General features: G+C 60.5%; 27 protein-coding genes. 16 read left to right on the top strand and 11 right to left on the bottom strand.

The genetic code is table 11. The features are described 5' to 3' along the window. Positions 1-46 precede the first annotated feature (46 nt). The 3 genes from K3727_05360 to leuB are packed head-to-tail and all read right to left on the bottom strand — an operon-like array spanning position 47 to position 4,424. Positions 47-1,660, bottom strand: coding sequence for a 5-guanidino-2-oxopentanoate decarboxylase (locus K3727_05360; GenBank protein ID UWQ92228.1), 1,614 nt, complete (start codon positions 1,658-1,660; stop codon positions 47-49). Beyond that, on the bottom strand, positions 1,657-3,336 hold the full coding sequence (locus K3727_05355; GenBank protein ID UWQ92227.1) for a GMC family oxidoreductase N-terminal domain-containing protein: 1,680 nt from the start codon (positions 3,334-3,336) through the stop codon (positions 1,657-1,659). The genes K3727_05360 and K3727_05355 overlap by 4 nt, the downstream gene beginning before the upstream one ends. Beyond that, complete coding sequence (gene leuB / locus K3727_05350; GenBank protein ID UWQ92226.1) at positions 3,333-4,424, bottom strand: 3-isopropylmalate dehydrogenase; 1,092 nt, start codon at positions 4,422-4,424, stop codon at positions 3,333-3,335. Before leuB ends, K3727_05355 begins: the two co-directional genes overlap by 4 nt. Before the next feature lie 107 nt (positions 4,425-4,531). Here leuB and K3727_05345 point away from each other — a divergent pair, with 107 nt between their 5' ends. After that, positions 4,532-5,410, top strand: coding sequence for a LysR family transcriptional regulator (locus K3727_05345; protein ID UWQ92225.1), 879 nt, complete (start codon positions 4,532-4,534; stop codon positions 5,408-5,410). A 62-nt stretch (positions 5,411-5,472) separates the two neighbouring features. Here K3727_05345 and K3727_05340 read toward each other — a convergent pair whose 3' ends face one another. After that, positions 5,473-6,534 carry a zinc ABC transporter substrate-binding protein gene (locus tag K3727_05340; protein UWQ92224.1) on the bottom strand — a complete coding sequence of 354 codons (1,062 nt, stop codon included), beginning with the start codon at positions 6,532-6,534 and terminating at the stop codon, positions 5,473-5,475. A 105-nt stretch (positions 6,535-6,639) separates the two neighbouring features. On the opposite strand from K3727_05340, the gene K3727_05335 reads away from it, so the two are divergent. From K3727_05335 to K3727_05265, 15 genes are all read left to right on the top strand, one after another. After that, positions 6,640-7,128 (top strand): transcriptional repressor, encoded by a 489-nt coding sequence (locus K3727_05335; protein UWQ92223.1) that lies wholly within the window; start codon positions 6,640-6,642, stop codon positions 7,126-7,128. Further along, entirely contained in the window at positions 7,125-7,892 is a 768-nt protein-coding gene (locus K3727_05330; protein ID UWQ92222.1) for a metal ABC transporter ATP-binding protein, read from the top strand. The genes K3727_05335 and K3727_05330 overlap by 4 nt, the downstream gene beginning before the upstream one ends. Beyond that, positions 7,889-8,689: a metal ABC transporter permease gene (locus K3727_05325; GenBank protein UWQ92221.1), complete on the top strand. Its 801-nt coding sequence runs from the start codon at positions 7,889-7,891 to the stop codon at positions 8,687-8,689. The genes K3727_05330 and K3727_05325 overlap by 4 nt, the downstream gene beginning before the upstream one ends. A 107-nt stretch (positions 8,690-8,796) precedes the next feature. Further along, on the top strand, positions 8,797-9,660 hold the full coding sequence (locus tag K3727_05320; GenBank protein ID UWQ92220.1) for a branched-chain amino acid aminotransferase: 864 nt from the start codon (positions 8,797-8,799) through the stop codon (positions 9,658-9,660). 80 nt (positions 9,661-9,740) lie between these two features. Continuing rightward, positions 9,741-10,196: a universal stress protein gene (locus tag K3727_05315; GenBank protein UWQ92219.1), complete on the top strand. Its 456-nt coding sequence runs from the start codon at positions 9,741-9,743 to the stop codon at positions 10,194-10,196. 8 nt (positions 10,197-10,204) lie between these two features. Beyond that, a complete protein-coding gene (locus K3727_05310) occupies positions 10,205-10,810 on the top strand; it encodes a 2-hydroxychromene-2-carboxylate isomerase (GenBank protein UWQ92218.1) in 606 nt (201 codons plus the stop codon). A gap of 70 nt (positions 10,811-10,880) precedes the next feature. After that, positions 10,881-11,444, top strand: a complete 564-nt coding sequence (locus K3727_05305) for a NifU family protein (GenBank protein UWQ92217.1) — start codon at positions 10,881-10,883, stop codon at positions 11,442-11,444. A 19-nt stretch (positions 11,445-11,463) separates the two neighbouring features. Continuing rightward, positions 11,464-12,060, top strand: a complete 597-nt coding sequence (tsaB, locus tag K3727_05300; GenBank protein UWQ93274.1) for a tRNA (adenosine(37)-N6)-threonylcarbamoyltransferase complex dimerization subunit type 1 TsaB — start codon at positions 11,464-11,466, stop codon at positions 12,058-12,060. Next, positions 12,057-12,470 (top strand): GNAT family N-acetyltransferase, encoded by a 414-nt coding sequence (locus K3727_05295; GenBank protein ID UWQ92216.1) that lies wholly within the window; start codon positions 12,057-12,059, stop codon positions 12,468-12,470. The genes tsaB and K3727_05295 overlap by 4 nt, the downstream gene beginning before the upstream one ends. Positions 12,471-12,624: 154 nt before the next feature. After that, a complete protein-coding gene (locus K3727_05290; GenBank protein ID UWQ92215.1) occupies positions 12,625-13,623 on the top strand; it encodes a BMP family ABC transporter substrate-binding protein in 999 nt (332 codons plus the stop codon). Positions 13,624-13,754: 131 nt separating this feature from the next. Continuing rightward, entirely contained in the window at positions 13,755-15,284 is a 1,530-nt protein-coding gene (locus K3727_05285) for an ABC transporter ATP-binding protein (protein ID UWQ92214.1), read from the top strand. A 2-nt stretch (positions 15,285-15,286) separates the two neighbouring features. After that, positions 15,287-16,381, top strand: coding sequence for an ABC transporter permease (locus tag K3727_05280; GenBank protein ID UWQ92213.1), 1,095 nt, complete (start codon positions 15,287-15,289; stop codon positions 16,379-16,381). Continuing rightward, a complete protein-coding gene (locus K3727_05275) occupies positions 16,381-17,346 on the top strand; it encodes an ABC transporter permease (protein UWQ93273.1) in 966 nt (321 codons plus the stop codon). Before K3727_05280 ends, K3727_05275 begins: the two co-directional genes overlap by 1 nt. A gap of 94 nt (positions 17,347-17,440) precedes the next feature. Further along, on the top strand, positions 17,441-18,361 hold the full coding sequence (locus tag K3727_05270; GenBank protein ID UWQ92212.1) for a sulfite exporter TauE/SafE family protein: 921 nt from the start codon (positions 17,441-17,443) through the stop codon (positions 18,359-18,361). 2 nt (positions 18,362-18,363) lie between these two features. After that, the gene (locus tag K3727_05265) at positions 18,364-19,128 is read left to right on the top strand and encodes a TIGR02186 family protein (GenBank protein UWQ92211.1); all 765 of its coding nucleotides are present in this window, start codon (positions 18,364-18,366) and stop codon (positions 19,126-19,128) included. Between the two features lie 27 nt (positions 19,129-19,155). Here K3727_05265 and K3727_05260 read toward each other — a convergent pair whose 3' ends face one another. From K3727_05260 to K3727_05230, 7 genes are all read right to left on the bottom strand, one after another. Beyond that, positions 19,156-19,890 (bottom strand): SDR family oxidoreductase, encoded by a 735-nt coding sequence (locus tag K3727_05260; protein ID UWQ92210.1) that lies wholly within the window; start codon positions 19,888-19,890, stop codon positions 19,156-19,158. Beyond that, positions 19,887-21,422 (bottom strand): AAA family ATPase, encoded by a 1,536-nt coding sequence (locus K3727_05255; protein UWQ92209.1) that lies wholly within the window; start codon positions 21,420-21,422, stop codon positions 19,887-19,889. The genes K3727_05260 and K3727_05255 overlap by 4 nt, the downstream gene beginning before the upstream one ends. A 73-nt stretch (positions 21,423-21,495) precedes the next feature. Beyond that, entirely contained in the window at positions 21,496-22,134 is a 639-nt protein-coding gene (locus K3727_05250) for an autoinducer synthase (GenBank protein ID UWQ92208.1), read from the bottom strand. A gap of 82 nt (positions 22,135-22,216) precedes the next feature. Then, complete coding sequence (locus K3727_05245; GenBank protein ID UWQ92207.1) at positions 22,217-22,936, bottom strand: autoinducer binding domain-containing protein; 720 nt, start codon at positions 22,934-22,936, stop codon at positions 22,217-22,219. Beyond that, positions 22,875-23,090 carry a hypothetical protein gene (locus tag K3727_05240; protein ID UWQ92206.1) on the bottom strand — a complete coding sequence of 72 codons (216 nt, stop codon included), beginning with the start codon at positions 23,088-23,090 and terminating at the stop codon, positions 22,875-22,877. Before K3727_05240 ends, K3727_05245 begins: the two co-directional genes overlap by 62 nt. A gap of 219 nt (positions 23,091-23,309) precedes the next feature. After that, positions 23,310-24,590: a crotonyl-CoA carboxylase/reductase gene (gene ccrA, locus K3727_05235; protein UWQ92205.1), complete on the bottom strand. Its 1,281-nt coding sequence runs from the start codon at positions 24,588-24,590 to the stop codon at positions 23,310-23,312. A gap of 134 nt (positions 24,591-24,724) precedes the next feature. Then, the gene (locus K3727_05230; GenBank protein ID UWQ92204.1) at positions 24,725-26,113 is read right to left on the bottom strand and encodes a 1-acyl-sn-glycerol-3-phosphate acyltransferase; all 1,389 of its coding nucleotides are present in this window, start codon (positions 26,111-26,113) and stop codon (positions 24,725-24,727) included. Positions 26,114-26,117 lie beyond the last annotated feature (4 nt).

The following is a 26,117-nucleotide window of genomic DNA, read 5'->3' as shown; positions in this document are numbered from 1 at the left end:
GCAAGGCGATTGAAACCGTATTGCTGCATGGGGCGGGACACGGCGATCACCTCAACCATTCGGCCTCCTCCTGTACGACGATCACGGTGGGACGATCAGCCGACAGCGCGGCACCAAAGGCATTTCGAAACGCCTTTTCGCTCTCTGGCCGATGCGCATGGCACTGGCACGCCTGCGCCAATGCAACAAAGTCCGGGTTCATCCCGTCGACCCCGACGCGCTGGATACTGCGCAGGTCCATGTCGTCCTGGATCTGTTTCAACCCGCCATTTTCCCAGATGATGATAGGCAGCGACAATCCCAGTTCGGCGGCCACCATCAGCTCGGGCATGGTAAACATGAACCCACCATCCCCGGCGAGCACCACAACCGGTGTTTCGGGGCGGGCCATCTTGGCCCCCACTGCATTGGGCAGCCCATTGCCCAAAGCACAGAACCCGGCCGGATAGAACCACTGGCGCGGCTTTTGCACATCAAAGGCAAAGGCTCCGGTATAGACCAGCTGGCAGGCATCCCCAGAAAACACCGTCCGTTCTGGTGCCACCTCGCGCAGGACATTCAGGAACTTCAGATGCTTGCGCTCTGACACAGTCAGATTGGCCCGGATCTGTTCACGGATCGACGCCACCGCCGCCGTGCCCGCGGCCCTGACCGCCCGACAATCATGATCTGACAAATAGGCCGCCAGATCGTCCATAGATGGCCCTGCGTCACCGATAATTCCCAATGTCGCCGGGTAGAAGTCATTGATCTTGTGGGGATCAATGTCGAGTCGGATAAGATCTCCGTTCAGCTCCAGCCGCTCGACAAAGCTGTCGGTTTCGGCCAGTTCGGTGCCGACTGCCAATATCACATCCGCCGTGGCCAGATAGTCGCGCACCTCGGGGCGCACGGTCGACCCGCTCAGGTGCAGCGGGTGATCGTCCGGCAAGATACCCTTGCCCGCCGTTGATGAAATCACCACCGCGCCACAACGTTCGACCGCCTTGGCCAACCCACCAGAGGCTTCGGTCGCCCCGCCGCCAACCATGATCACCGGGCGCTGTGCGTCCTTGAGCATTGCCGCCGCCGTCGGCAGCTTGCCCGCTGCCGGTTCCGGGCGGTCCGGCAGGCGCACCGGTTGCCAATCACCTTCGACCATCTCGGCCTGCACATCCATCGGCAACGAGATATGCACCGGACGCGGTCTCTGGCTGGCAAAGATCGAAAACGCCTGGGCCAACAGCTCGGGGACATCTGCCGCGCGCCGGGCCGTGGCCGACAACGCGGTCAGCGGCTCGGTCACCTTCTTCTGTTCGGTGATTTCATGCAGCACACCCCAGCCCTTGCCAATGGTATGGCTGTCCGGTTCTGCCGAAATCAGTAACATCGGCAGGCTGTCGGCATAACATTGTCCCAACGCCGTGGCCGCATTGGTCACGCCGGGGCCGGAAATCACCACGGCAACGCCGACCTCACCCGTGGCCCGGGCCCAACCTTCGGCCATGAACCCGGCACCCTGTTCGTTGCGGGTCTGAACATGGCGCAGCGCACCCGAATTGCCCCCCCCTGTCAGCCCCCGACAGATGTCCAACGTATGAACGCCAGGAATGCCGAACACCGTGGTCACACCATAGTTCGCCAACAGGCGCATTGTTGCTTCGCCGCATGTCATGCTCATGCTGCAGTCTCCCTTGGATCGTTTGCCGTCAGTTGCGGACGTCCCCGGATCATATCCGCCGCCCGTTCGGCCAACATGATCACAGGCGCGCCGATATTTCCACTCACCATGTCAGGCAGGGCCGAGGCATCAACAACCCGCAGCCCCTGCACCCCCCGCACCCGGAATTCCCCGTCCAGAACCGCGCCCGGGTCGCCTTCGACCCCGATCCGCGCGGTGCAGGCCGGATGGTGCCCGGTGGTGACCAGCTCGCGGATCGACTGGCGCAGATCCTCATCGGTCTGACAGGCCGCACCGGGGCTCAGCTCGACATCACCAACACCGTCAAAGGCGGGCTGGGCCATCACCCGGCGCAGGTGCCGCATTCCTTCAACCAGATCAAAAAAGTCGCTGTCATCGCTGAAATACCCGGCATCAATCACCGGCACCTGCAGGGGATCCGCCGAGGCAAGCCGCACCTGCCCGCAGCTGCGCGGGCGCAGCAGGTTGATGTCGAACTGCAACCCCGGCTCGGCGATCTTGCCCCGCGCAATCATCGCCTTGCCCAGATGGCTGAGCGATTGCAGGCTGAACCCCTTCTGGTTCACCGCCGAATCCTCGCGCACAACCATGGGGGTGAAAAACACCTCCAGTTCCGGCATCTCTGAATCGCGGATCGCGTGAAACAGGGCTGACGCCCAGAACGGAGAGGCCGCAGGCCCCGACCGCGAAAACAGCCATTGTGCCCCCATCACCATCGCCCGGTCCAGCCGCTGAAACCGGGCCATCGACAGGCTTGCGTCGCGCAGGCCGAATTGCATCGGCATATTGGGGTGGTCAAACAGGGTTTGCCCCACCCCGGGCAGATCCCGCACAACGTCGATCCCATGCCCGGCCAGATGCGCACCGGGGCCGATGCCCGAAAGCATCAGCGCCTTGGGCGTTTCAAAGGCCCCCAGACACAGGATCACCTCACGCCGCGCGCGCATTTCGCCCTGCGGAGTCAGAATCGCAACGGCGCGGCGGTCTTTGGTCACCACCTTCAACACCGGGCAGCCGGTCATCACGGTCAGGTTCTTTGGAACGGGGTTCAGATAGGCCTCTGCCGTGCTTTGGCGCAGCCCGCCGCTGGCCTTGACGTCCAGCCGTCCGACACCGGTCTGGCTGGAGCCATTGAAATCCGTGTTCACCGGTGCCCCGGCCTGCTGGCAGGCCGCGACAAAGACCTGGTTGATCCGGTCGTAGTTCCCTGCCGGTGTCACCTTGAGCGGACCCGTGGTGTCATGATGCGCCTCTCCGCCACGGTGCTGCGCACCCGCCGAGCGTCGAAAATAGGGCAGCACATCGCCATAGGACCAGCCCACCAGCCCCTTTTGCCGCCAGCGGTCATAGTCAGCAGCATTGCCCCGGATATAGATCATCCCGTTCAGCAACGACGAACCGCCCAGCCCCTTGCCGCGCGGATAATAGATCTGCCGCCCGTTCAACCCTGGCTGTGGCGTGCTCAAATACCCCCAGTCATACTTCGGGTTCGAATGCACCATGCCGACCCCGGCGGGCATTCGGGCAAAGATTGTTTTTGCCGGACCTCCTGCTTCGATCAGCAGAACCCGCGTGGTCGGATCTTCGCACAAGCGTGCGGCCAGAACACAGCCTGCCGATCCGGCCCCGGCAATGACATAATCCCAGTCGCTCATGGTGCAAGCTCACGGATCACGGCGTCGGCGACATCCTGGGTCGCATGCGTCCCGCCAATATCAGGCGTCCCGATTCCGGCGCTCAGAACCCGCTCGACGGCCTGTTCAATCTGGCTCTGCAGATCCGGACGCCCGGCGGTATAGCGAAACATCATCGCAACGCTCAGGATCATGCCGAATGGGTTGGCAATGCCCTGTCCTGCTATATCGGGTGCGCTGCCGTGAACCGGCTCGTAGATCCCTTTGATCCGCGCGCCCGCAACCGGCACGTCACACAGGCAGGCCGAGGGCAACATGCCCAGGCTGCCGGACACGACCGCGGCCAGGTCGCTCAGGAAGTCGCCAATCAGATTGCACCCCACGATCACATCAAATGCGGCCGGGTCACGGGCCATCTGATAGGCGCAATTGTCGGCATACATATGGGTCAGGGCCATGTCCGGGAATTCCCCGGCCACCTCGTCTGCAACCTGTCGCCACAGCTTGTAGCTCTCCATCACATTGGCTTTGTCCGCCGATACGATCCGGCCCGACCGCTGACGCGCCAGTTCGAACCCGGCACGCATGATGCGGCTCACTTCGCGGTCGTCATAGGCCGCGGTGTCATAGCCATAGCGCACACCGTCCCTCAGGGTCTGGCCCCGCGGTTGCGCGAACATCACGCCCCCGCACATCTCGCGCAGAACCATGATGTCGGCATCTTCGGCCACCCCTGGCCGAAAGGGGGTGCGCTCTGCCAACGGTGCCCAGAACCGCGCCGGACGCAGTCCGGCAAAACTGTCCAGCGCGTGACGCAGACGCATCAATCCGTCCTGCATCTCGGGGCCGCCGTCGACCCGGATATCATCCCATTGCGGCCCACCCACAGCCCCCACCAGAACCGCATCCGCAGATGTCGCCCGTGCCAGAGTTTCGTCATGCAGAAAGGTTCCGTGCTGGTCCCAGGCCGCCCCATGCAGCAGATCATGCTGCACATTCAGCTGCAGATCATTCCGCCCGGCGACTGTTTCAGCCACCGCCAACCCGGCTTCGAGCACTTCGGGACCAATCCCGTCGCCACCCAGCGCCAATATGTCCAGTTTCTGCATCGCCGTGGTCCCACAGTGTATCGACACTGAAACCCTAGCCCCCTTGCTTTTGCAAAAAAACGCGGAAATGATGAATAATCATCATTCAGTCAGGGAATGATCCAACGATGAAAACTCTCCCTCCTCTCAGTCAGTTTCAGGCCTTTGAAGCGGCCGCGCGCCATCTCAGCTTTTCGCGGTCGGCCATCGAACTGAACGTGCAACAACCTGCGATCTCACGTCAGATCGGCGCGTTGGAAGCCGCCCTGGGTGTCAAACTGTTTCTGCGCAGCAAACCCAATCTGACCCTGACACCGGAGGGTGAAACCCTGTTTGCGGCTGTTTCGTCGGGGTTGGAGGCCATTCGCAACGGCGCGCGCTCTGTCCAGCAGGCCCAGAGGGACGATGTGATCGTGGTGAATGCCGCAATCGGGTTCACATCGCTGTACCTTCTGCCGCGCATGGCGGAATTTCAGGCGCGGTTTCCCGATGTCAGGCTCGAAGTCGTGACCCGCGACCAAAACCCTGACTACGACCCTGCCCTATGTGACATCACGGTGGTATTCGGGGCGCGGGGCCCGGCCGGCATGTCGGCCAAGATGATCTTTAACGAAGAACTCATACCGGTCTGCGCACCCGGTTATCTGAGGAATGATACCCCTTTGCCGTTGGCCGATCTGGCCAACCAGCATCTCCTGCATATGTCCAGCCCGGATCATGGCGGCGACTGGGGGCTGTATTTTGCCGAAACCAACCTGATGCCGCCCGAACCGCGGTCCTTTGAGCGGATCCTCAGCTATATGGTCTATCTACGCGCCATCCAGATGGGCAACGGGATCGGATTGGGGTGGGGACGCCTGATTGACGAACTTCTGGCCAGCGGGTCGCTGGTACCGGCCTGCACACGCACGTGGCACACCGATCGCGGCTACTTCTGCTGTATCACGCCACGCGCGGCAGACACGCCCGCCGCCCTGGCCTTTCAGGAGTGGATCACGCGCGGCTGACCCGTCTTCCGGTCCAACCGCGCTGCCCTGTGGCTCACGCCCTCAACGGATGCGTTGCAGGCTCAACACTTTGCAATGTTGTCTGCCAGATCGCGCAACACCGCCTCATACAGCCCTGCACCTGTGGCCAGCTCGGCCCCGACCGGATCCAGGATTGCAATATTGGCCGGTCCGTCGTTGAAGACGGCAGAAAACAGGCCGGGGTTGAACTGTGGTTCGGCAAAGGCACAGGTGATGCCCTGTTCGAGCACTGCGTTTCGGACTTCGGCGACCCGGGCCGCACCGGGCATTGCCGCATCGCCAGACATCACTGCGGCGGCAATACTCAGATCAAAGCGACGGTCGAAATATTGATACGCATCGTGGAACACCATAAAGCGGCGATCCTTGACCGGGGCCAGCTGTTCGGCGATCTGCCGCATGGCCGTCTGAAGCTCCGCCTGACCAGCTTGGGCGTTCGCGGCATAGGTCTCGGAGTTATCAGGATCGAGACGGGATAGCTCGGCCGCGATGACGCCCAACCACAGCTGACCATTCACCGGGTCGAGCCACACATGGGCGTCCATTCCCATATGCGCCGCGTGGTCGACTTCATGATCGCTGTCGTGATCGTCACCGTGCTGTTCATCACCGTCGTGATCATCGGCGTGATCATCGGCATGACCCTCATCGTGGCCATCGCCGTCGTGGCCCTCGTCAACGTGGCCCTCTTCATCGTGGCCATCGTCATCGTGGCCATCATCGTCGTGATGGTCGTCAAACACAGCCACATCCCGTACGGGCCACAGCACAGTGCCCTCCACCGCCATCAGTTCGATCCGCGTCGCATCACCTGCGAGCGTATCGAGCGGTTGCTCCAACCAGGGGGTCAGCGCCTCGCCCGTCCAGACCACCATGTCCGCGTCCGCCAGCAATCGGGCCCGAGACGGGCGCAACGCATAATCATGCGGCGACTCGCCCGGGCGCAACAATGCCTCGGGCTCCCCGACTCCCACCATCACCCGGGCCACCAGCGATTGGATCGGCGCAATATCGGTCACGACCTGCGGCACCTCCGCATCAGCGGTTGAAACAATACTGCAGGTCGCTGCGACACAGGCAATCAAAGAGGTAGGCAAGCGCATGGATCTCTCCAGTGTAATCTTATAACATTGCCGCGCTTGATAGATGTGACAGTATCACATATCAAGACCAAATATTCTGACTCCATCAATGCGGAGACTTCGCTCATGGATCCCATCGGGTTCGAACAACACGACCACGCGGCCTGCATTTCTTCGGGTGTTGCAGCCGTCGACGATCATTGTCGCCAACAAGGTCTGCAATTGACTCCGGTGCGCCGGCGGGTTCTGGAAATCCTGCTGCAACAGCACAACGCCATGGGAGCCTATGAAATCCTGGATCAGCTGCGTCAAGAAGGGCTGGGTTCGCAACCGCCAGTGGCCTATCGGGCGCTGGATTTCTTGGTCAAGAACGGCTTTGCCCACAAGATCGAAAAGCTCAACGCCTTTACCGCCTGCACCTATCCGGGTGAGGATCACAGCCCGGCCTTCCTGATCTGTCGGGCCTGTGGCTCGGTGGCCGAAGCACTGGCCAATCCGGACAAGGGACGGTTGGCCCAGACCGCACAAGAGGCCGGGTTCACGATCGAACGCATCGTGGTCGAAGCCGAAGGCATCTGCCCCAACTGCCGCACGCACGAGAAAGAAACACAATGAGCCTCGTCGAAATCTCGGGCATGTCGGTGCGCCATGGTGGGCTGACGGCCTTGCAAAATGTGGATCTGACGCTGCGGGCCGGGGAAATTGTCACCATCGTTGGCCCCAATGGGTCTGGCAAATCCACCTTGCTGAAATCCATTATCGGCGCAGTGCGGCCAAACACAGGATCGGTCCGCCGCAAACCCGGGCTGCGCATCGGATATGTGCCGCAAAAACTGCACATTGATCCAACCCTACCGCTGACAGTCCGCCGGTTTCTGAGCCTGCCCCGACGGGTAAGCACCGCCGAAGCCGGGGCTGCGCTGGAACAGGCGGGGGCCGGGCATCTGGAATCCCGGCAAATGTCCGGCCTGTCCGGGGGCCAGTTCCAACGGGTTTTGCTGGCCCGTGCATTGCTGTGCAAACCGGAACTGTTGATTCTGGACGAAGCCACCCAGGGATTGGATCAGCCCGGGTCCGCAGCCTTTTATCGGCAGATCGAAGAGGTCCGCCGCGACCTGGGGTGTGGTGTTTTGATGGTCAGCCACGAATTGCATGTCGTCATGGCCGCCTCTGATCGGGTGATCTGTCTGAACGGGCATGTCTGTTGCGAAGGCGAGCCCGAACATGTGGCCAGCGCCCCGGAATACCGGGCCCTGTTTGGCACCGGCACCGATGGGGCGCTGGCGCTTTATCGGCATGAACACAATCACCGGCACGATCATAGCTGTGGCCATGACCACGGTCTGGATCACAAGACGACAGAAACGGCAGCCCAATGACCTTGCTCGACAATTTTATGGTCCGCGCGGCCCTGGCCGGAATCGGCGTGGCTTTGGCGGCCGCACCTTTGGGGTGTTTCGTCGTCTGGCGGCGGATGGCCTATTTTGGCGACGCGACCGCGCATGCCGCCATTCTGGGCGTTGCGTTGTCGCTGGCCTTTTCGACATCAATCTTTGTCGGTGTTCTGGCGGTCGCGCTGGCCATGGCAGTGGTCGTCACCCATCTGAGCGGGCGCGGCTATGCGATGGATACGCTGCTGGGCGTGCTGGCGCATTCGGCGTTGGCCTTTGGTCTGGTGGCCGTATCGTACCTGCAGGGGGTACGGGTCGATCTGGATGGCTATCTGTTTGGCGACATACTGGCGGTGGGCAAAACCGATCTGGCAGTGATCTGGAGTGCCGCGCTGGTGGTGACCGGGTTGCTCGCCTGGCGCTGGTCGCCGTTGCTGACCGCGACGTTGAATCCGGATCTGGCCCATGCCGCCGGCATCGATCCGCGCCGCGAACAGCTGGTGCTGACGCTGGCTTTGGCGTTGGTGGTGGCTGTCGCGATCAAAGTCGTGGGGGCCTTGCTGATCGGAGCAATGTTGATCATTCCCGCCGCCAGCGCGCGGGCCTTGGCGCAAACCCCCGAACGTATGGCGCTCATTGCAACCGGGTTGGCCGCGCTCTCCGCGCTCAGCGGCATCTATGTCTCCTATCTTCAGGACACCCCGACCGGCCCAACCATCGTTTGCGTTGGTGCCGTGCTGTTCGCCCTGTCCAACCTCGCCACGTTGAAACAGCGCAAGACCTGACGTCAGGTCGGCGCGGGGCACCTCCGCTTTGATGTAAAAGGGTCTGGACTTCTGACCCAGTCCAGACCTAGGCTTTTGCCATCACTATGTTCCTGGGAGGGTCCGAGATGGCAACCGGCAAGAATATCCGCACCTATTTCAACGGCACCTGGCACGACGGCAATGCCCCGATCATCCATGCCGCCGATCATGGTGCCTGGCTGGGATCCACCGTTTTTGACGGTGCCAGAATGTTCGACGGGCTGACCCCGGATCTGGATGCCCATTGCGCCCGGACCAACCGCTCGGCGGCCTCGCTGATGCTGACCCCGACCTGCACGGCAGACGAGATGGTCGACATCGTGCGTGAGGGGCTAAAGCTGTATGACCCCGGTGCTGCCGTCTATATCCGCCCCATGTACTGGGGCATTCATGGCGATCCGACCGCCATCGTCCCGCAACCGGACGAGACCGGGTTTGCCATCTGTCTGGAAGAGATCCCGATGGCCCCTTCGACCGCCAGCACCACGCTGACCCGCACCCGGTTCCGCCGTCCCGTTCTGGAAAGCGCCGTGGTCAACGCCAAGGCCGGATGCCTCTATCCCAACAATGCCCGGATGCTGGTCGAAGCCCGGTCCAAAGGCTTTGCAAATGCCCTGGTTGCGGACGCCATGGGTAATGTGGCCGAAACCGCAACCGCCAATGTCTTTATGGTCAAGGATGGCGAAGTGTTCACCCCCATCGCCAATGGCACGTTCCTGAGCGGAATTACGCGGGCGCGCCATATCTCGAATCTGGCGGCAGATGGGACAATGGTGCACGAATCCGTGCTGACATTCCAAGATTTCCAGGACGCCGACGAGATCTTTTTGTCTGGCAACATGTCCAAGGTCACCCCCGTCACCGCCTTTGACGACACGCAATACCAGGTTGGTCCGATCACCCGGCGCGTGCGCGAGATGTATTGGGACTGGGCCGCGTCCAATCGCTGAAATCATCTGGACCTACAGGCTGTTGTTGCGTGGTCGGGCGCATTGCGTCATGATCTCAGACGGACCAAAGAGAGACTGAGATGCGTAAATTCCTTGTGGTACTGGATGACAGCCGAGAATGCCTGAATGCCATGCGGTTTGCCGCGATGCGCGCCGCGCATACCGGGGCCGGGGTGACGATTCTGTCGGTCATCCCACCAGATGAGTTCAACCATTGGATCGGCGTTGGCACGATGATGCGTGAAGAGGCGCGGGAACGGATTCATGCCCATTTCGAAGTCTTTGCGAAGTGGATGCGGGACCGTCAGAACGTGGATCCCGAACTGGTGATCCGCGAAGGCGAAGCCGTGCCGGAGATCTTGGACTATATCGGGTCCGACCCGGAAATCGGCGTTCTGGTTCTGGGAGCCGGAACCGACCGCAAGGGCCCCGGCCCGCTGGTCAGCCAATTGACCAAATCGTCCGGATCCCTGCCGATTCCGATCACCATCGTCCCCGGCGATTTGAGCAAGGAAAAGCTCGAAGAGATCACCTGAGGGCTCTCATGGGCGGGCGTGTCGCATTCTGGTTCGAATTCGCCTCGACCTATTCCTATCTCAGCACCATGCGCATCGAACAGATGGCTGCCCGCGCAGGCGTGGCCATCGACTGGCATCCCTTTCTACTGGGGCCGATCTTTCACGCCCAGGGATGGAAGACTTCTCCGTTCAACCTGTATCCGGCCAAGGGACGCTATATGTGGCGCGATATGGAACGGATCTGTGCCCGGCGCGGCCTGGCGTTTCACAAACCTGATCCCTTCCCGCAGAATGGCGTGGGCGCAGCGCGTCTGGTGCTGGCAGCACAGGCGGGTGCCCAGTCGCCGGATCAGGTCGGGGCATTGGTCAGAGCCATCTTTGGTGCCCAATTCGGGAACCGACAGGACATTTCGTCCCCGGAAACCCTGTCTCAGTGCCTGATTGCGGTGGGGTTGCCCGTGGCCTTGCTGGACCTTGCACGCTCTGACGAGATCAAAGCCCGGCTGCGCCAACAGGTGGACCGGGCGTCGGCGCTGGACATTTTTGGCGCGCCCAGCTTTGTCGCCAATGGGGATCTGTTTTGGGGTGACGACCGTCTGGAACAGGCTTTGGCCGCCGCTGTCACGGTTTAGAATCATTCCAAACCTTGACTTACCCTGCTGTGGACCGCATATCAGGGGCAACCGAAAACGGAGAACTGCCATGTTCATTCAGACCGAATCCACGCCCAACCCGGCGACGCTGAAATTCCTGCCCGGGCAGACCGTTCTGGAGGCAGGTACTGCCGATTTCCCCAGCTCCGACACCGCTGACAAATCACCGCTGGCGCGCCGCGTCTTTGCCGTCAATGGCGTCACAGGTGTGTTTCTGGGAAATGATTTTGTGACAGTGACCAAATCCGAAGACGTGGATTGGGACCACATCAAACCGGCGGTTCTGGGCGCGGTGATGGAACATTACCAATCTGGACAGCCGGTCATCGAAGGCGACGGCCCCGCCGCGTCAGGTCATGCCGAACACACCGGCGAGAATTCGGAAATCGTTGATCAGATCAAGGATCTGCTGGACAGCCGCGTGCGTCCAGCTGTGGCGCAGGACGGCGGCGATATCACCTTCCACGGTTTTGATCGTGGCGTTGTTTATCTGCACATGCAGGGTGCCTGCGCCGGGTGCCCGTCATCGACCCTGACGCTGAAAATGGGCATCGAAAACCTGCTGCGCCACTATATTCCCGAAGTGACCGAGGTCCGCCCTGTTGCCGTCTGAGCAACGGCACACGCCCATGATGACGTCTGAACCACTGATCCTCGGCTTTGACACATCGGCCGCGCATTGCGCGGCCGCTTTGTTGTCCGGTGATCGGGTGCTGGTTTCACGCACCGAAGAGATGGCGCGCGGTCAGGCCGAACGGTTGATGCCGCTGCTGGAAGACGTTCTGGTCGAAGGTGGCGCAACCTGGCGTGACCTGACCGCGATCGGCGTCGGCATTGGCCCCGGCAATTTCACCGGAATTCGCATTGCTGTCTCTGCTGCGCGCGGTTTGGTGTTGGGGCTGGATATCCCAGCTGTCGGGGTTGATGGTTTTGACGCCCGCCGCGCGCCCGGAGCGCTCCCGGCGATTGCTGCGCCGCGTGGCCAGATGTACATCGACCCGCCCGACGGCCCGGCCCGCCTGACCACCGAAGACGACGCGCGGGCAACGGCGGATCGCCTGGGATTGACCCTGAATGCCGACCCCAGTCCCCTCGGCCTGCCCGAGGCGATCGCGCGCCATGCTGCCGCCCAGTACCAGACCACAACCGAACCGCCTGCGCCGTTGTACCTGCGCCCGGCAGATGCCGCGCCGTCGCGCGATGTGCCCCCGGCCCTGTTGGACGCATGACTCCGGACACGCTGGCCCACACCCACGCTGCGGCCTTTGCCAACGCGCGCCCGTGGAGCAGCGATGAATTCCGGGATCTCCTGAGCGACCGGTTCACCTTTCTGGTTGGCGACGCCCAATGCTTTGCTCTTGGGCGTGTGATCGTCGGAGAGGCTGAGTTGCTGACCCTTGCCACTCACCCAAAGGTTCAACGTCAGGGGCTGGCCCGTGAAAGGATGTCGCGTTGGCTGAGTCGCGCGATTGATCTGGGGGGGAACACGGCGTTTCTTGAAGTCGGTGCCGACAATTTGGCTGCTGTGCAATTGTATGACGCGTTCGGCTTTGCACAGGTCGGATGCCGGCGCGGGTATTACCCGCGTGAATCCGGCCCCGCTGTGGACGCTTTGGTCCTGAGCCGACCCTTACCTTAGGAAAACCACCTTAAATCCCGGACCAAAAGGTCAAAAAAGCGGTTGACCCTGTCTTGTTGCTGCGTCCTAAATTGTCGCACTCGATCAGGCATTGGCCTGACATGGGCGGAAAACGCATCCGCTCCAAACAAGAACAAACCCGGGAGTACCCTTTATGACCCTGATGAAATCCCTGATGGGAGCTGCTGCAACGCTGGCCTTGACTGCTGGTGCCGCGCTGGCGGAACCTGCGCTGATCTTTGACCTTGGCGGCAAGTTCGACAAATCTTTCAACGAAGCGGCCTTTGGCGGCGCGCAGCGTTGGGCCGAAGAAACCGGCGGCACCTTCCGCGAAATCGAACTGCAATCCGAAGCCCAGCGCGAACAGGCCCTGCGCCGGTTTGCCGAAGTCGGCGCCAACCCGGTGATCACCATGGGCTTTGCCATGGCTGATCCGCTCAGCGCGGTTGCGGCAGATTATCCTGATACCAAATTCGTCGCCGTTGACGTCACCTGGCTGGATGCGCCCAACATTCGCCAGATCGGCTTTGCCGAACACGAAGGATCGTATCTGGTTGGCATGATGGCGGCGATGGCGTCGAAATCGAACACTGTCGGCTTTGTCGGTGGCATGGACATTCCGCTGATCCGTCACTTTGGCTGTGGCTATGCCCAGGGCGTAATGGCCGTGAACCCCGACGCCACCGTCATCGCCAATATGACCGGCACCACCCCGGCGGCCTGGAATGACCCGGTCAAGGGATCGGAGCTGACCAAGGCACAGATCAGCCAGGGCGCAGACGTGATTTATGCAGCCGCCGGTGGCACCGGTGTGGGTGTTCTGCAAACCGCAGCGGATGAGGGCATCCTGTCGATCGGTGTGGACAGCAACCAGAACCATCTGCATCCGGGCAAGGTCCTGACCTCGATGCTGAAGCGCGTCGACGTGGCCGTCTATGACGCGATGAAGGCGGGCGCGGATCTGGAAACCGGTGTGTTCAACATGGGTCTGGCCGAAGAAGGTGTGGGCTATGCGCTGGATGACAACAACGCCCCTCTGGTCTCGGCCGAGATGAAGGCAGCCGTGGACGCGGCCCGTCAAAAGATCATCGACGGCGAGCTGAATGTTGTCAGCTATTACGACAACGACACCTGCCCGGCGATCAAATTCTGATCTGAATCGCGCAGGCGGGCACCTGTCCGCCTCGCACTTCCTGGCAACCTTGCCCCCTGCAAACCCTTTCAAAACAGGGATTTCCGGGGCGGCAGGGCTGCATCCGGCCGCTGGCCAATCGAGGACATCATATGACCGCCCCCGCCATTGAGCTGAAAGGCATTTCCAAGGCCTTTGGCCCGGTTCAGGCCAACAAGGACATCTCTATCAGCGTCGCCCCCGGAACCATCCACGGAATCATCGGTGAAAACGGTGCCGGCAAATCCACACTGATGAGCATTCTCTACGGGTTCTACAAAGCCGACAAAGGCGAAGTCTGGATCCACGGCAAACGCACTGAAATCCCCGATAGCCAGGCCGCCATTGCCGCGGGCATCGGCATGGTGTTCCAGCATTTCAAGCTGGTCGAAAACTTCACCGTTCTGGAAAACATCATCCTGGGTGCCGAAGATGGCCGCCTGCTGCGCCCGTCGCTGGCCAAGGCGCGCAAATCGCTCAAAGAGCTGGCCGCGGAATACGAATTGAACGTCGACCCCGACGCGCTGATCGAAGAGATCGGCGTTGGCATGCAACAGCGGGTCGAAATCCTCAAGGCGCTGTACCGGCAGGCCGACATTCTGATCCTGGACGAACCCACCGGGGTTCTGACCCCAGCCGAAGCCGATCAGCTGTTTCGCATCCTGCACCGGCTGCGCGAAGAGGGAAAAACCATCATCCTGATTACCCACAAGCTGCGCGAGATCATGGAAACCACCGACACCGTGTCGGTGATGCGACGCGGTGAAATGACCGCCACCGTCAAAACATCTGACACCAGCCCCGAACATCTGGCCGAACTGATGGTGGGCCGCAAGGTGTTGCTGCGGGTTGACAAAGTGCCCGCAAAACCGGGCAAACCCGTACTTGAGATTGAAAACCTGCGCGTGGTGGATGACGCCGGTGTCGAGCGTGTCAAAGGGATCAACCTGAATGTCCGCGCCGGAGAAATCCTGGGCATCGCCGGGGTTGCCGGCAACGGGCAGTCCGAACTGTTGAACGTATTGGGTGGCATGCAGCATGGCACCGGGACCATTCGGCTGAACGGTCACCCCCTGCCCCTGTCGGGTCCGGGATCAGATGGTCAGGCACGGCGCAGCGCTCATGTTGCGCATGTGCCCGAGGATCGCCAACGCGAAGGGCTGATCATGGATTTCCATGCCTGGGAAAATGTGGCCTTTGGCTATCACCATACCCCCGAATACCAGAACGGTATTCTGATGAACAACGCGGCCCTGCGCGACGACACTGCTGACAAGATGGAAAAATTCGACGTCCGCCCGCCCGATCCCTGGCTCGCGGCCAAGAATTTCAGCGGCGGCAACCAGCAGAAGATTGTCGTGGCACGGGAAATCGAACGCAATCCCGAATTGCTTCTGGTCGGTCAACCCACGCGCGGCGTCGACATCGGTGCCATCGAATTCATTCACAAACAGATCGTGGATCTGCGCGACCAGGGCAAGGCTGTGCTGCTGGTCTCGGTCGAGCTGGAAGAGATCCTGGCGCTGTCTGATCGCGTCGCGGTCATGTTTGACGGGCATGTCATGGGCGAACGCCTGCCTCATGAAACCGACGAAAAAGAGCTGGGCCTGTTGATGGCCGGTGTATCCGGGGAGGCCGCCTGACCATGGACGTAATGCCAAAATGGGCCGATGTGGTCCTGATTCCGCTGATCAGCCTGATCCTGGCCGCCCTCCTGTCGGCGCTGGTGATCCTGGGCATCGGCGAAGACCCGGTTGCCGCGGTCAAACTGATGGTGTCGGGGGCGTTGGGATCCACCTATGGGTGGGGCTATACGCTCTATTACGCGACCAATTTTCTGTTTACTGGGCTGGCCGTGGCCGTGGCCTTTCACGCGCGCATGTTCAACATCGGCGGCGAAGGACAGGCGATGCTGGGCGGGTTGGGCGTCGCTTTGGTCTGTCTGTATATTCCCTGGCCACATTGGTCGCTGGCGCTGATCTTTGCGGCGCTGGGGTCCGCCATATTCGGGGCCGCCTGGGCGGCGATCCCGGCCTATCTTCAGGCCAAACGCGGCAGCCACATCGTGATCACTACGATCATGTTCAACTTCATTGCCGCCGCATTGCTGAACTATGTTCTGGTCAACCTGCTGCGCCCGGTCGGGTCCATGGACCCGGCCAGCGCCCGGTTCCCCGAAGCGGTACATCTGCCCACCCTGCATGACATTCTGGCCCCTTTTGGCATTGCCTTCTCCAAAGCCGCGCCAGCAAACGTCAGCTTTCTGGTTGCCATTGCGGCCTGTGTCGCGGTTTGGCTGCTGATCTGGCGCACCCGCTTGGGATATGAAATCCGCGCCTATGGGCATTCGGAAACCGGCGCGCTCTATGCCGGGATCAGCCCGGTCAAGATCACCATGATCGCCATGCTGATTTCCGGAGGGCTGGCCGGGATGATGGCCACCAACAACGTCATGGGCGAAGCCGAACGGCTGGTGCTGAATTCCACCGAAGGGGCCGGGTTCATCGGCATTGCCGTGGCGCTGATGGGGCGATCTCATCCGTTTGGCGTGTTCCTGGCGGCAATCCTGTTTGGGTTTCTCTATCAGGGTGGCGCTGAATTGGCATTGTGGACGTCGATCCCACGCGAATTGATCGTGGTCATTCAGGCGCTGGTTATCCTGTTCACCGGTGCCTTGGACAATATGGTGCGGATGCCGATCGAAAAACTGTTCCTGATGCTGCGCCGGGGGAAAGCATGATGGATTTCCTGACACTCATCCAGGTGTTCGACAGCACTATCCGTCTGGCGACCCCGTTGTTGCTGGCCTGTCTGGCGGGTTTGTATTCCGAACGCGCCGGGATTTTTGACATCGGGCTCGAAGGCAAGATGCTGATGGCGGCCTTCTTTTCGGCGGCCGTCGCCGCCACCACCGGATCTGTCTGGCTGGGCCTGTTGGCCGGGATTGCATCCTCTCTGGTGCTGAGCGGGCTGCACGGGCTGGCATCGATCACTTTTCGCGGCAACCAGCTGATTTCAGGCGTCGCCATCAATTTTCTCGCGGCGGGCATGACCGTGCTGGTGGCCCAGGACTGGTTCAAACAGGGGGGGCGCACCCCCGCTCTGTTGACCGGAGGGCGGTTCACCCCGATTGAGTTCCCTTTTGCCGAAGCCATGGCAGATGTGCCGGTGATCGGCCCGATCTATTCCGAATTGCTATCGGGGCACTCGATCCTGGTCTACCTGGCGTTTCTGGCAGTCCCGGCCACCTGGTGGGTGCTGTATCGCACGCGATTCGGGCTGCGCCTGCGGGCGGTCGGGGAAAACCCGGCGGCGGTGGATACGGCCGGTGTGTCCGTTGTCGGGCTGCGCTATGCGGCTGTGGCCATCTGTGGGGTCCTGTGCGGCATTGCCGGTGCCTATCTGGCCACCGCGCTGCAGGCCGGGTTTGTCAAGGACATGACGGCGGGACGCGGGTTCATTGCGCTGGCAGCACTGATCTTTGCAAAATGGCGTCCCTGGCATGCCATGGCGGCCTGTCTGCTGTTCGGGCTGCTTCAGGCCGTTGCCCTTCGGTTCCAAAGCATCGAATTGGGCGGTTTTACCATTCCGGTTCAGATGATGGATGCGCTGCCCTATATTCTGACGGTTGTCATTCTGGCAGGCTTTGTCGGCAAGGCCATTCCCCCCCGCGCCGGCGGCGAACCTTATGTCAAGGAACGCTGACGGTTAAGTCCAGTTATTCGCCGCGCATCAGTCCATTTGCTGCGCGGCGGCATAGCATATTGATTTTGCACGGCCCAACAGTCTAACAAGGGTCATGCAGATATACCTCCCCATTGCAGAAGTTTCCGTCAACGCATTCCTGCTGCTCGGTCTGGGCGGCATGGTCGGTGTTCTTTCCGGCATGTTTGGTGTTGGCGGTGGCTTTCTGATGACCCCGTTGCTGTTCTTTATCGGCATCCCCCCGGCTGTGGCTGTGGCAACCGAAGCGAACCAGATTGTGGCTTCGTCGTTTTCCGGCGTTCTGGCACATTTCAAACGACGAACGGTCGACATAAAGATGGGGTTGGTCCTACAGGTCGGAGGTCTGATCGGCGCGGCCATCGGGGTGGTTGTGTTCAACTATCTCAAGGCGCTGGGTCAGGTCGATCTGCTGGTCAAATTGTGTTACGTCGTGTTCCTGGGCATCGTCGGCGGGTTGATGTTCATCGAAAGCTTGAACGCCATCCGCAAGGCCAAGAAAACCGGGGCTGCGCCTGCCCCCCGCCGCCAGCGCGGCTGGGTTCATGCCCTGCCCTTCAAGATGCGGTTTCGCACGTCGGGCCTGTACATTTCGGTCATCCCCCCCATCCTGGTGGGCATTGCCGTGGGTATCCTGGCCGCCATCATGGGTGTCGGCGGTGGCTTCATCATGGTTCCTGCGATGATCTACATCCTCGGAATGCCGACCAAGGTGGTTGTGGGCACGTCGCTGTTCCAGATCATCATGGTTACCGCTTTCACAACCATGCTGCACGCCACGACGAACTATACGGTTGATATCGTTCTGGCCGTTTTGCTGCTGGTCGGCGGCGTCATTGGTGCCCAGATCGGCACCCGGATCGGTGTGTATCTCAAGGCAGAACAGCTTCGTGTTCTGCTGGCTCTGATGGTTCTTGTGGTCTGCGGGAAACTGGCTCTGGAACTCCTGCTGATGCCGTCCGAGCTGTTTTCGCTCGGCGCCTCCGGGGGACATTGATCATGCGCTATGTCTTGCTGGTTGTCGCCCTGCTGTTTGCCCCGATTGCCTCCGCTCAGGAAGAAGTGGTGCTGGGCCTCAGCCAGGACCGCGTGGCGATCACCGCCACATTCGATGGCTCCGAAATTCTGATCTTTGGCGCGGTCAAACGGGAAACACCGATTCCCGATGGTCCACCGCTGGAGGTCGTGGTGACTGTTTCGGGACCGGCCCACCCGGTAACGGTCAGGCGCAAGGAAAAGAAACTGGGAATCTGGGTCAATGTGGATTCCGTTCTGGTCGATTCTGCGCCCAGCTTTTACGCCGTCGCCACCAGCGCCCCCTTCAAACAGGTGCTGACCGACACCGAAGATCTGCGCTATCGGGTGTCGATCGAACGGGCGATCCGATCGGTTGGTGCCGCCATGCATATTCGTGGCGCTCAGGATTTTGCCGATGCCGTGGTGCGCATCCGCGCAGATCGCGGGCTATACTCGGTGCGTGAAAACACCGTCGCGGTCGATCAGCAAACCCTGTTTCGCACCGCAATCGACATGCCCGCAGATCTGACCGAAGGCGATTACTCTGCACGGATCTACCTGACACGCGAAGGCCAGGTCGTGTCGCAATATGAAACCGTGATCGACGTCCGCAAAGTCGGATTGGAACGGATCCTGTTCAATATGTCGCGCGAACAGCCGTTCTGGTATGGGCTGATGTCCCTGGCGATCGCCATTGCAGCCGGCTGGGGTGCTTCGGCGGCCTTCCGATTGCTGCGCAACGGTTGAACGTGAACACAGGCTGAGCGGGCGCGCTCAGCCGCGTCCGATATAGGGCATCCGGGTGGCCATCACGGTCATGAACTGAACATTGGCCTCCAGCGGCAGGTCAGCCATATGCAGGACGGATCGGGCGGCATCTTCGACCGCCATCGTCTGTTGCGGCTCTGCCGATGGATCCTGCTCCAAAGCGCGGTGTCCCAGCTCTTCGACCATCGGGGTTCGCGCATTGCCAATATCGATCTGACCACAGGCGATATTGAACGCCCGCCCATCCAGAGACAGGCTGCGGGTCAGACCAGTCACGGCGCTTTTGGTGGCCGCATAGGGGGCCGAATTCGGGCGCGGCACATAGGCAGCGATTGACCCATTGTTGATGATCCGCCCGCCTTGGGGCGTCTGCCGACGCATCGCGGCAAACCCCGCGCGCGCAGCCAGAAACATGCCGTTCAGGTTCACATTGACCGAGGCATACCAATCCTCCAGCGCGATTTCATCAATGGTCCCGCCTGCGGTAAAGATCCCTGCATTGTTGAACAGGACATCCAATCGGCCCGCCTGGGCGACAAAGCTGTCAAAAGCCTCCTGCACGGCCAGCGGATCGGTGACATCCGCAGCCAGAACAATGGCCTGCGGGTGATCGGCGGCAATCTCGTCCAGCACGCTCTTGCGTCGGGCCAGCAGACCGACCCGCCACCCTTGCTCCAGAAACATCTCTGCAACGGATCGACCTATGCCTGAACTGGCCCCCGTAACGATGATTGTCTTCATTCGGTTTCAGCCTCCAGTTTCAACGTCGGTGTCGCCGCAGCGCGCAGGTCGTCCACCGGCAAGCTGGATGTGGGTTTGGACAATCGATTGCGCACCACCCAGATCAGCCGCCCTTCGGCGCGCGTTATCGCCACATAGGCCAGACGTTTCCACAATGGCTGTCCGGCCTCTACACGCCCCATACGGGCTGCTGCATACAGATCCGGGGCAAAGACCTGAACCGTCCCCCATTGGGATCCCTGGGCCTTGTGAATGGTCACCGCCGCGCCATGCAGGAACGTCGCTCCCATCCGCGCGGCATAGGGGATAAACGGTTCTTCTTCATCCGGCATTTCGATTTTTACGATGGATGCGGCGCTGACCTGCGGATCCTCGGCCCCCATCACGTGCAATCGTGAAAACCCCGGTTTGCGTCCGGGACCGAGATAGATGACCTGTGCGCCCTTGATCAGGCCCCGCGCCTCGAGATCGAGACGTTTCTTGCGGTGTTTCAGCGGCAGTTCGATCCCGTCACAGATCAGCGGCTCCCCCTCCATCAGCGCATCTTCGGGCGCGCCATAGACTTTGCGAAAGGCGTTGATCAGACGTATTCGTGTGGCATTGCGCCAGACCAGAACCGGGCTGCGGGCCATCAGGTCAACTTCGACCCGTTGCCCCCAAACCACCCGATCATCGCGGCGCGCACTGTCTTCGATCATCTGCTCAAAATCGTGAAATTCCAGCTGTGGATCCGCCAGCGCATGTGCGAGGTCCAGAATCGGGTTGTCCGCATCCTGCCTGTGCACCCGCTTCAGTTCCAGCTTGCGGTCGTCCGGCAGCGCATCAAAGACCATGGCACCGGATTGGTTGACCGGGGCCAATTGTGCCGGATCCCCAAACAACAGCAACGTTGGAAAAATCTCTTTCAGGTCGTCAAACTGCCGATCATCCAGCATGGATGATTCATCGACAAACCCGATGTCCAGCGGCTCTTCGCGCCGCTTCCAGCCGGTGATGAAATCCGAGCCACGCAGCCCGGCAGCAGCCAGCGCACCGGGCATGGATTTGTTCTTTTCGTAAAAGGCGACCGCCCTGTTCAACGCTTCTTCGCTCAGCCCTTCGATTTCGGGTCTATCGCCATTCCCGGCCAGCCATTCGGCAATGCGTTCGTATTCCGGGTCATAGACCGGAGTATACAGAATCCGATGGATCGTTGTCGCGGGAACCCCGCGCAGGCGCAGCACGCTCGCCGCCTTGTTGGTCGGGGCCAATACCGCCAGGGTGCGGCGCTCGCCCTTTTTGCGGCTTTCGTAATCCCCCGAAACGATGTCGACCCCAGCGTCCGCCAATGCCTTGTAAAGCTGGGCCAGCAACAGCGTCTTGCCCGACCCCGCCTTGCCGACCAATGCCATGACTCCGGCCTCCCCCCGCGGGGGTTGCAACAATCCGTCGTCCAGGTCCACACCGGCCTGACGCAACATGTCTGTCACCGCATCATATGCGGCGGCCTGATCATCGGAAAACTGGACTAGGGGCTTGGGGGTCTCGGTCATGGCGCGACCCTACAACCGCTTGCGGGGGGGTACCAGTGGCTCCCCCCATTAATATCGCCCCGCGCCCGGGCCGTCAGGCCGACATTGGCAACGGCTGCTCGGCCACATAGCCAAAGGACTGATCGAACCAGCGTTGCGACACGTCGGTCGGGATGCCACAACGTTTGGCGACAACCTCATAGCTGTCCGGGGTAAACTCCCACAGACCAACATTAATCTGGTCTCGCCCCTCGCCTTCGGTTCCCAGGATTTCGGGCGACGATCCGATGGCGCGATAGATCCGCACCATGCGTTTGTCGAACACACCGGCAAAATGTTTGACCCCAAAATTCCGCATGATTTCACCGCCCGCCAACATCAACGCACCGGCAATATTGCCCCCGGCATCGCGGGCCAGACAGAACCGGGTGCATTCCCAGATCAAGGGGCTGCAAATCGGAGCCCCCCCCGTCAGGTGGCCAAAGATTTCATTGATCATCACGCGACCGGTGGTCGGCAGGAAACGCATCGAACCACCATGCGTGCCGTCTGCCTGCTCCCAAATCACATACAGCGGATTGAGGTCATCATATTGGTCCCGCTCTTCGCCGTTTTCGTCTACCGTGACTTCCCACCCCAAACGGGTGCGGAATTGATCGGCGCGGTCCTGAAACATCGAGCGGGCCAGTTTTGGAAATCTGTGCAGGTCGTTTGCGTAAATATAGCGCAGCATGAGCTTGTCCCCTTGTCATCCAACGTGGGAACAAACATGGAACAGCAATGGTTAATTTCTGCCTACAACAGCGACCGCCGCGTTAAACCACAATCAGACCACGGCTCATCGCGCGGGCAATGGCATGTGTTGTGTTCATGGCACCCAGCTTGAATCGGGCACTTTCGATGTACACGCGCAGAGTGTGCTCAGAGATCGCCAGCGTATTGGCAACCTGCGCGCGGCTATAGCCCATCGCCAACAATGTCATGGCGTCCACCTCACGCGGGGACAGCGCACGGGATTGCTCGGGTTGCCGGTTGGGTTCGAACTCCAACGCTTTGCTGTTAAAATAATGCGCGATCAGAATCAGGTCCCGGCTGAACTTTTCGATGAACTTTGCCCAGGCGTCATCGTCGCAGGTATGGTTCGCCGTGAACAAGGCAAACTGTCCGTTTGGTCCGCGGATGGGAATCGAATACCCCTGATTCCCAACCCCGTGTTTCAGGGCGTCCGCCAGAAACACCCGTGCGTGTTTCGTGGACCAATCCAGCCGCTTCCAATCCACCGGATGAAAGCGTTGAAAACACCCCGTGATCACCGGATCTATACGCAGATAGCTCTGATCGAGATACCGTTGCACCCAGTCCGGCTGATAGGTGCCACACCCATATTGATCGCCTGCGCTGTCGACCCAATGGTAGACGATATGATCGACCCCAAACGCATCGCGCAGCTTTTCCGTAGCAGCCTGAAGCCCTTCAAGCGCTTCGGTGGCTTCCATTTCTTCCAATATGCGATCCAAGCGGGCTTTGTTCGCCATAGCTGTTGACAGCTCCATCCCTGACGGACGCGATTTCGGCTGCCGCTATCAGCATGGTGTCATCCAGCTGTTCGGCCAGGACCCCCAACCCGTTTGCAGATGCAAAGGATTTCAGATCCACCAGTACGTCCAGTATCCAGTCATTGTTGGCCATCAGAGTCACCCCGCAGAGGTTAATGAAAGGTTAACACAACTATAGCACGAGCGCGTATTCGAAGAATATTCACTGGTTTCTACTCCCCAGAAATAGCGAGAGCCGGTTTCTTAAACCCCTGAAATCCCAAAATCAGGTTAACGACGCAAAACGCCCGCGAATCAAACGGGTGATTCGCGGGCGTCTGAGAGTCGTCAATCTGAACCGAAAAGGTTACGTTCAGGCTTCCAGAACTTCTTCCAAAGTGCGCAGACCGGTTTTGGGGGCCTGCACCAGAACCGACATGTTGCCGGGCAGGTGTTCGTTGCGGCGCATCTTCATGTGTGCCTCTGGCAGATCTTCCCAGGTGAACACTTCGGACATGCACGGATCCAGACGACGCTCCACCATCAGCTTGTTGGCCGAAGCCGCCTGTTTCAGATGGGCAAAGTGTGACCCCTGCAAACGCTTCTGGTGCATCCACATGTACCGCACGTCAAAGGTCAGGTTATAGCCGGTGGTCCCGGCACAGATCACGACCATGCCGCCTTTTTTACAGACAAAGGTCGACACCGGGAATGTGCTTTCGCCCGGGTGTTCGAACACCATGTCCACATTGTTGCCCTTGCCGGTGATATCCCAGATGGCTTTGCCGAATTTGCGCGCTTCCTTGAACCAGGCGGCGTATTCCGGCGTGTTCACCGTGGGCATCTGACCCCAGCAATTGAAATCCTTGCGGTTCAGAACGCCCTTGGCACCCAGCCCCATGACAAAGTCACGTTTGCTTTCGTCCGAAATCACACCGATCGCATTGGCACCAGCCGTATTGATCAACTGGATCGCATAAGATCCCAGACCACCCGACGCGCCCCACACCAGAACGTTCTGGCCCGGCTTCAGGTCGTGCGGCTCGTGGCCGAACAGCATCCGGTATGCGGTCGCCAGCGTCAGCGTGTAACAGGCGCTCTCTTCCCAAGTCAGGTGCTTGGGGCGCGGCATCAGCTGCTGGGCCTGCACGTTGGTGAACTGTGCAAACGACCCGTCCGGCGTTTCATAGCCCCAGATGCGCTGGCTGGTCGAAAACATCGGATCGCCACCGTTGCATTCTTCGTCGTCGCCGTCGTCCTGGTTGCAGTGGATGACCACTTCGTCGCCGACTTTCCAACGGGTCACCTTGGACCCCACGGCCCAAACGATCCCCGAGGCATCGGACCCGGCAATGTGATACGGAGCCTTGTGGCCGTCAAACGGCGAGATCGGCGTGCCCAACGACGCCCAGACGCCGTTATAGTTCACACCGGCAGCCATCACCAGAACCAGCACTTCGTGGCTGTCCAGCACGGGTACATCTACCACTTCCTGCACCATCGCGGTGTTCGGCTCGCCATGGCGTTCCTTGCGGATGGCCCAAGCGTACATTTTCTTGGGCACAAAGCCCATCGGGGGCATTTCGCCCATCTCGTAGAGGTCTTTTTCAGGCGCCTCGTACGACAAGACATCGGTGTTGGTGTCCAAAGCCATGGTGGCCTCCTCATTTCTGGTCAATTGCCGCAATGCAGAATCGCGGTGCTAGCTTCGGAATAAGAATGGCCACGCAATAATGCAACCACAAATACATCAATTTTGTAATTTTATGACCTCGCGAGCGCAGAAAGTCACTGTGCAGACGCAGAAACGGTCCCGAGATCCGGTGGGATCAGATGCCGGATCGAATTGGCGTAATAGTCCAGCAGATCCCGGTGCTGCGCGACGGGCGCAAATTTGTCGTCCTTTTCGCACAGAATTCCGCGCTCCAACAGCTGTCTCAGACCGACTTCGACCGCATAGTCCCGATCATGGCGCGGCATGTGGATGTGGGCGTGCGGAATTCGGGCGATCAGCTTTTCCATGCGCATGTTCAGGGCCGCCCGGCTGAGCGGTCCATGTTCCAGCATCACCCAGGCCACCAATGGCACCGGCAGCACCGGAACAATATCACCGATTCCCCGCATCAGATGGCGCGCCAAGGGAACAGTGATATCCTTGTCCGTCCCCTGCGCAAAGTCGCTCAGCGATATCGGATGGCCAAAGCTGACCGCGGCATAGCCAAAGCGATGGAACCGGCCCGTCACCCGCAACCAGAATTGTTTCAGCGTCCGCCCGGCAATCACGCCGATCCGCGCATTGAACCGCCGTTCGCGGGCGCGCCCCGCAGAGGTCAGGATCTTGTCTTCGAGCACCCGGTCGTAATTCACCCCCACCGGGATAAAGATCACATCATGCCCGTCGGGGTCATATCCATCGACAATATATTTCAACAGACCCAGCTTGGGCGGCATCAGCGCGCCTGTCAGACTCAGCCCGCCTTCGGGGAACATCGCCTGGGTTACACCCGCCTTGGTCGCCAGCCGCACATAGGTCGCCAGGACCTTGCGATACAATTCGCTGCGGGATTTGCGCCGGATGAAATAGGCCCCCATCGCCCGGATCAGACGGCTCAGCGGCCAGACCTGTGCCCATTCCCCGACCGCATAGGACAATGTCGTGCGATCCGCAGCCAGGTAGGTGACCAACACATAATCCATGTTCGACCGGTGATTCATGACGAATACCACTGTCGCCTCGGGGTCGATTTCGCGCAGCGCCACATCGTCCACATGCCCCAAACGGACCCGGTACAGCGAATTGCTCAGAAACCGCGCCACCCGGATGGCGAACCCGAAATAGGCGAATGCCGAAAACGACGGCACGATTTCACGCGCATACCGGCGCGCAGTCTCAAAGGCGACGTTCTCGGGAATGCCATGTTCCCGCGCATGGTCCACCACCGCCTGTGAGACCTGGGGATCATAGATCAACCGCTGGATCATATCGTGACGCCGGGCCAGCTTGAACGGTTGGATCGGACGTTCAAGCCGTTCGTTCAACCGGCTCACCGCCCGTTCCAGCCGCCGCCGGAAAAACCAGCGCACCGACGGAAACAGAAAATGCGACGCAAAAGTCACCGCCGCAAACAGCACGATCAGGATAAAGAGCCACAGAGGGAGCTGTACGGTTTGCGTCATAATG

It is taken from the genome of Rhodobacteraceae bacterium M382, assembly GCA_025141015.1.
GTDB classification, from domain to species: domain Bacteria; phylum Pseudomonadota; class Alphaproteobacteria; order Rhodobacterales; family Rhodobacteraceae; genus Aliisedimentitalea; species Aliisedimentitalea scapharcae.
The sequence above is the reverse complement of the archived record's forward strand: the minus strand, read 5'-3'. Positions and strand labels throughout refer to the sequence as shown.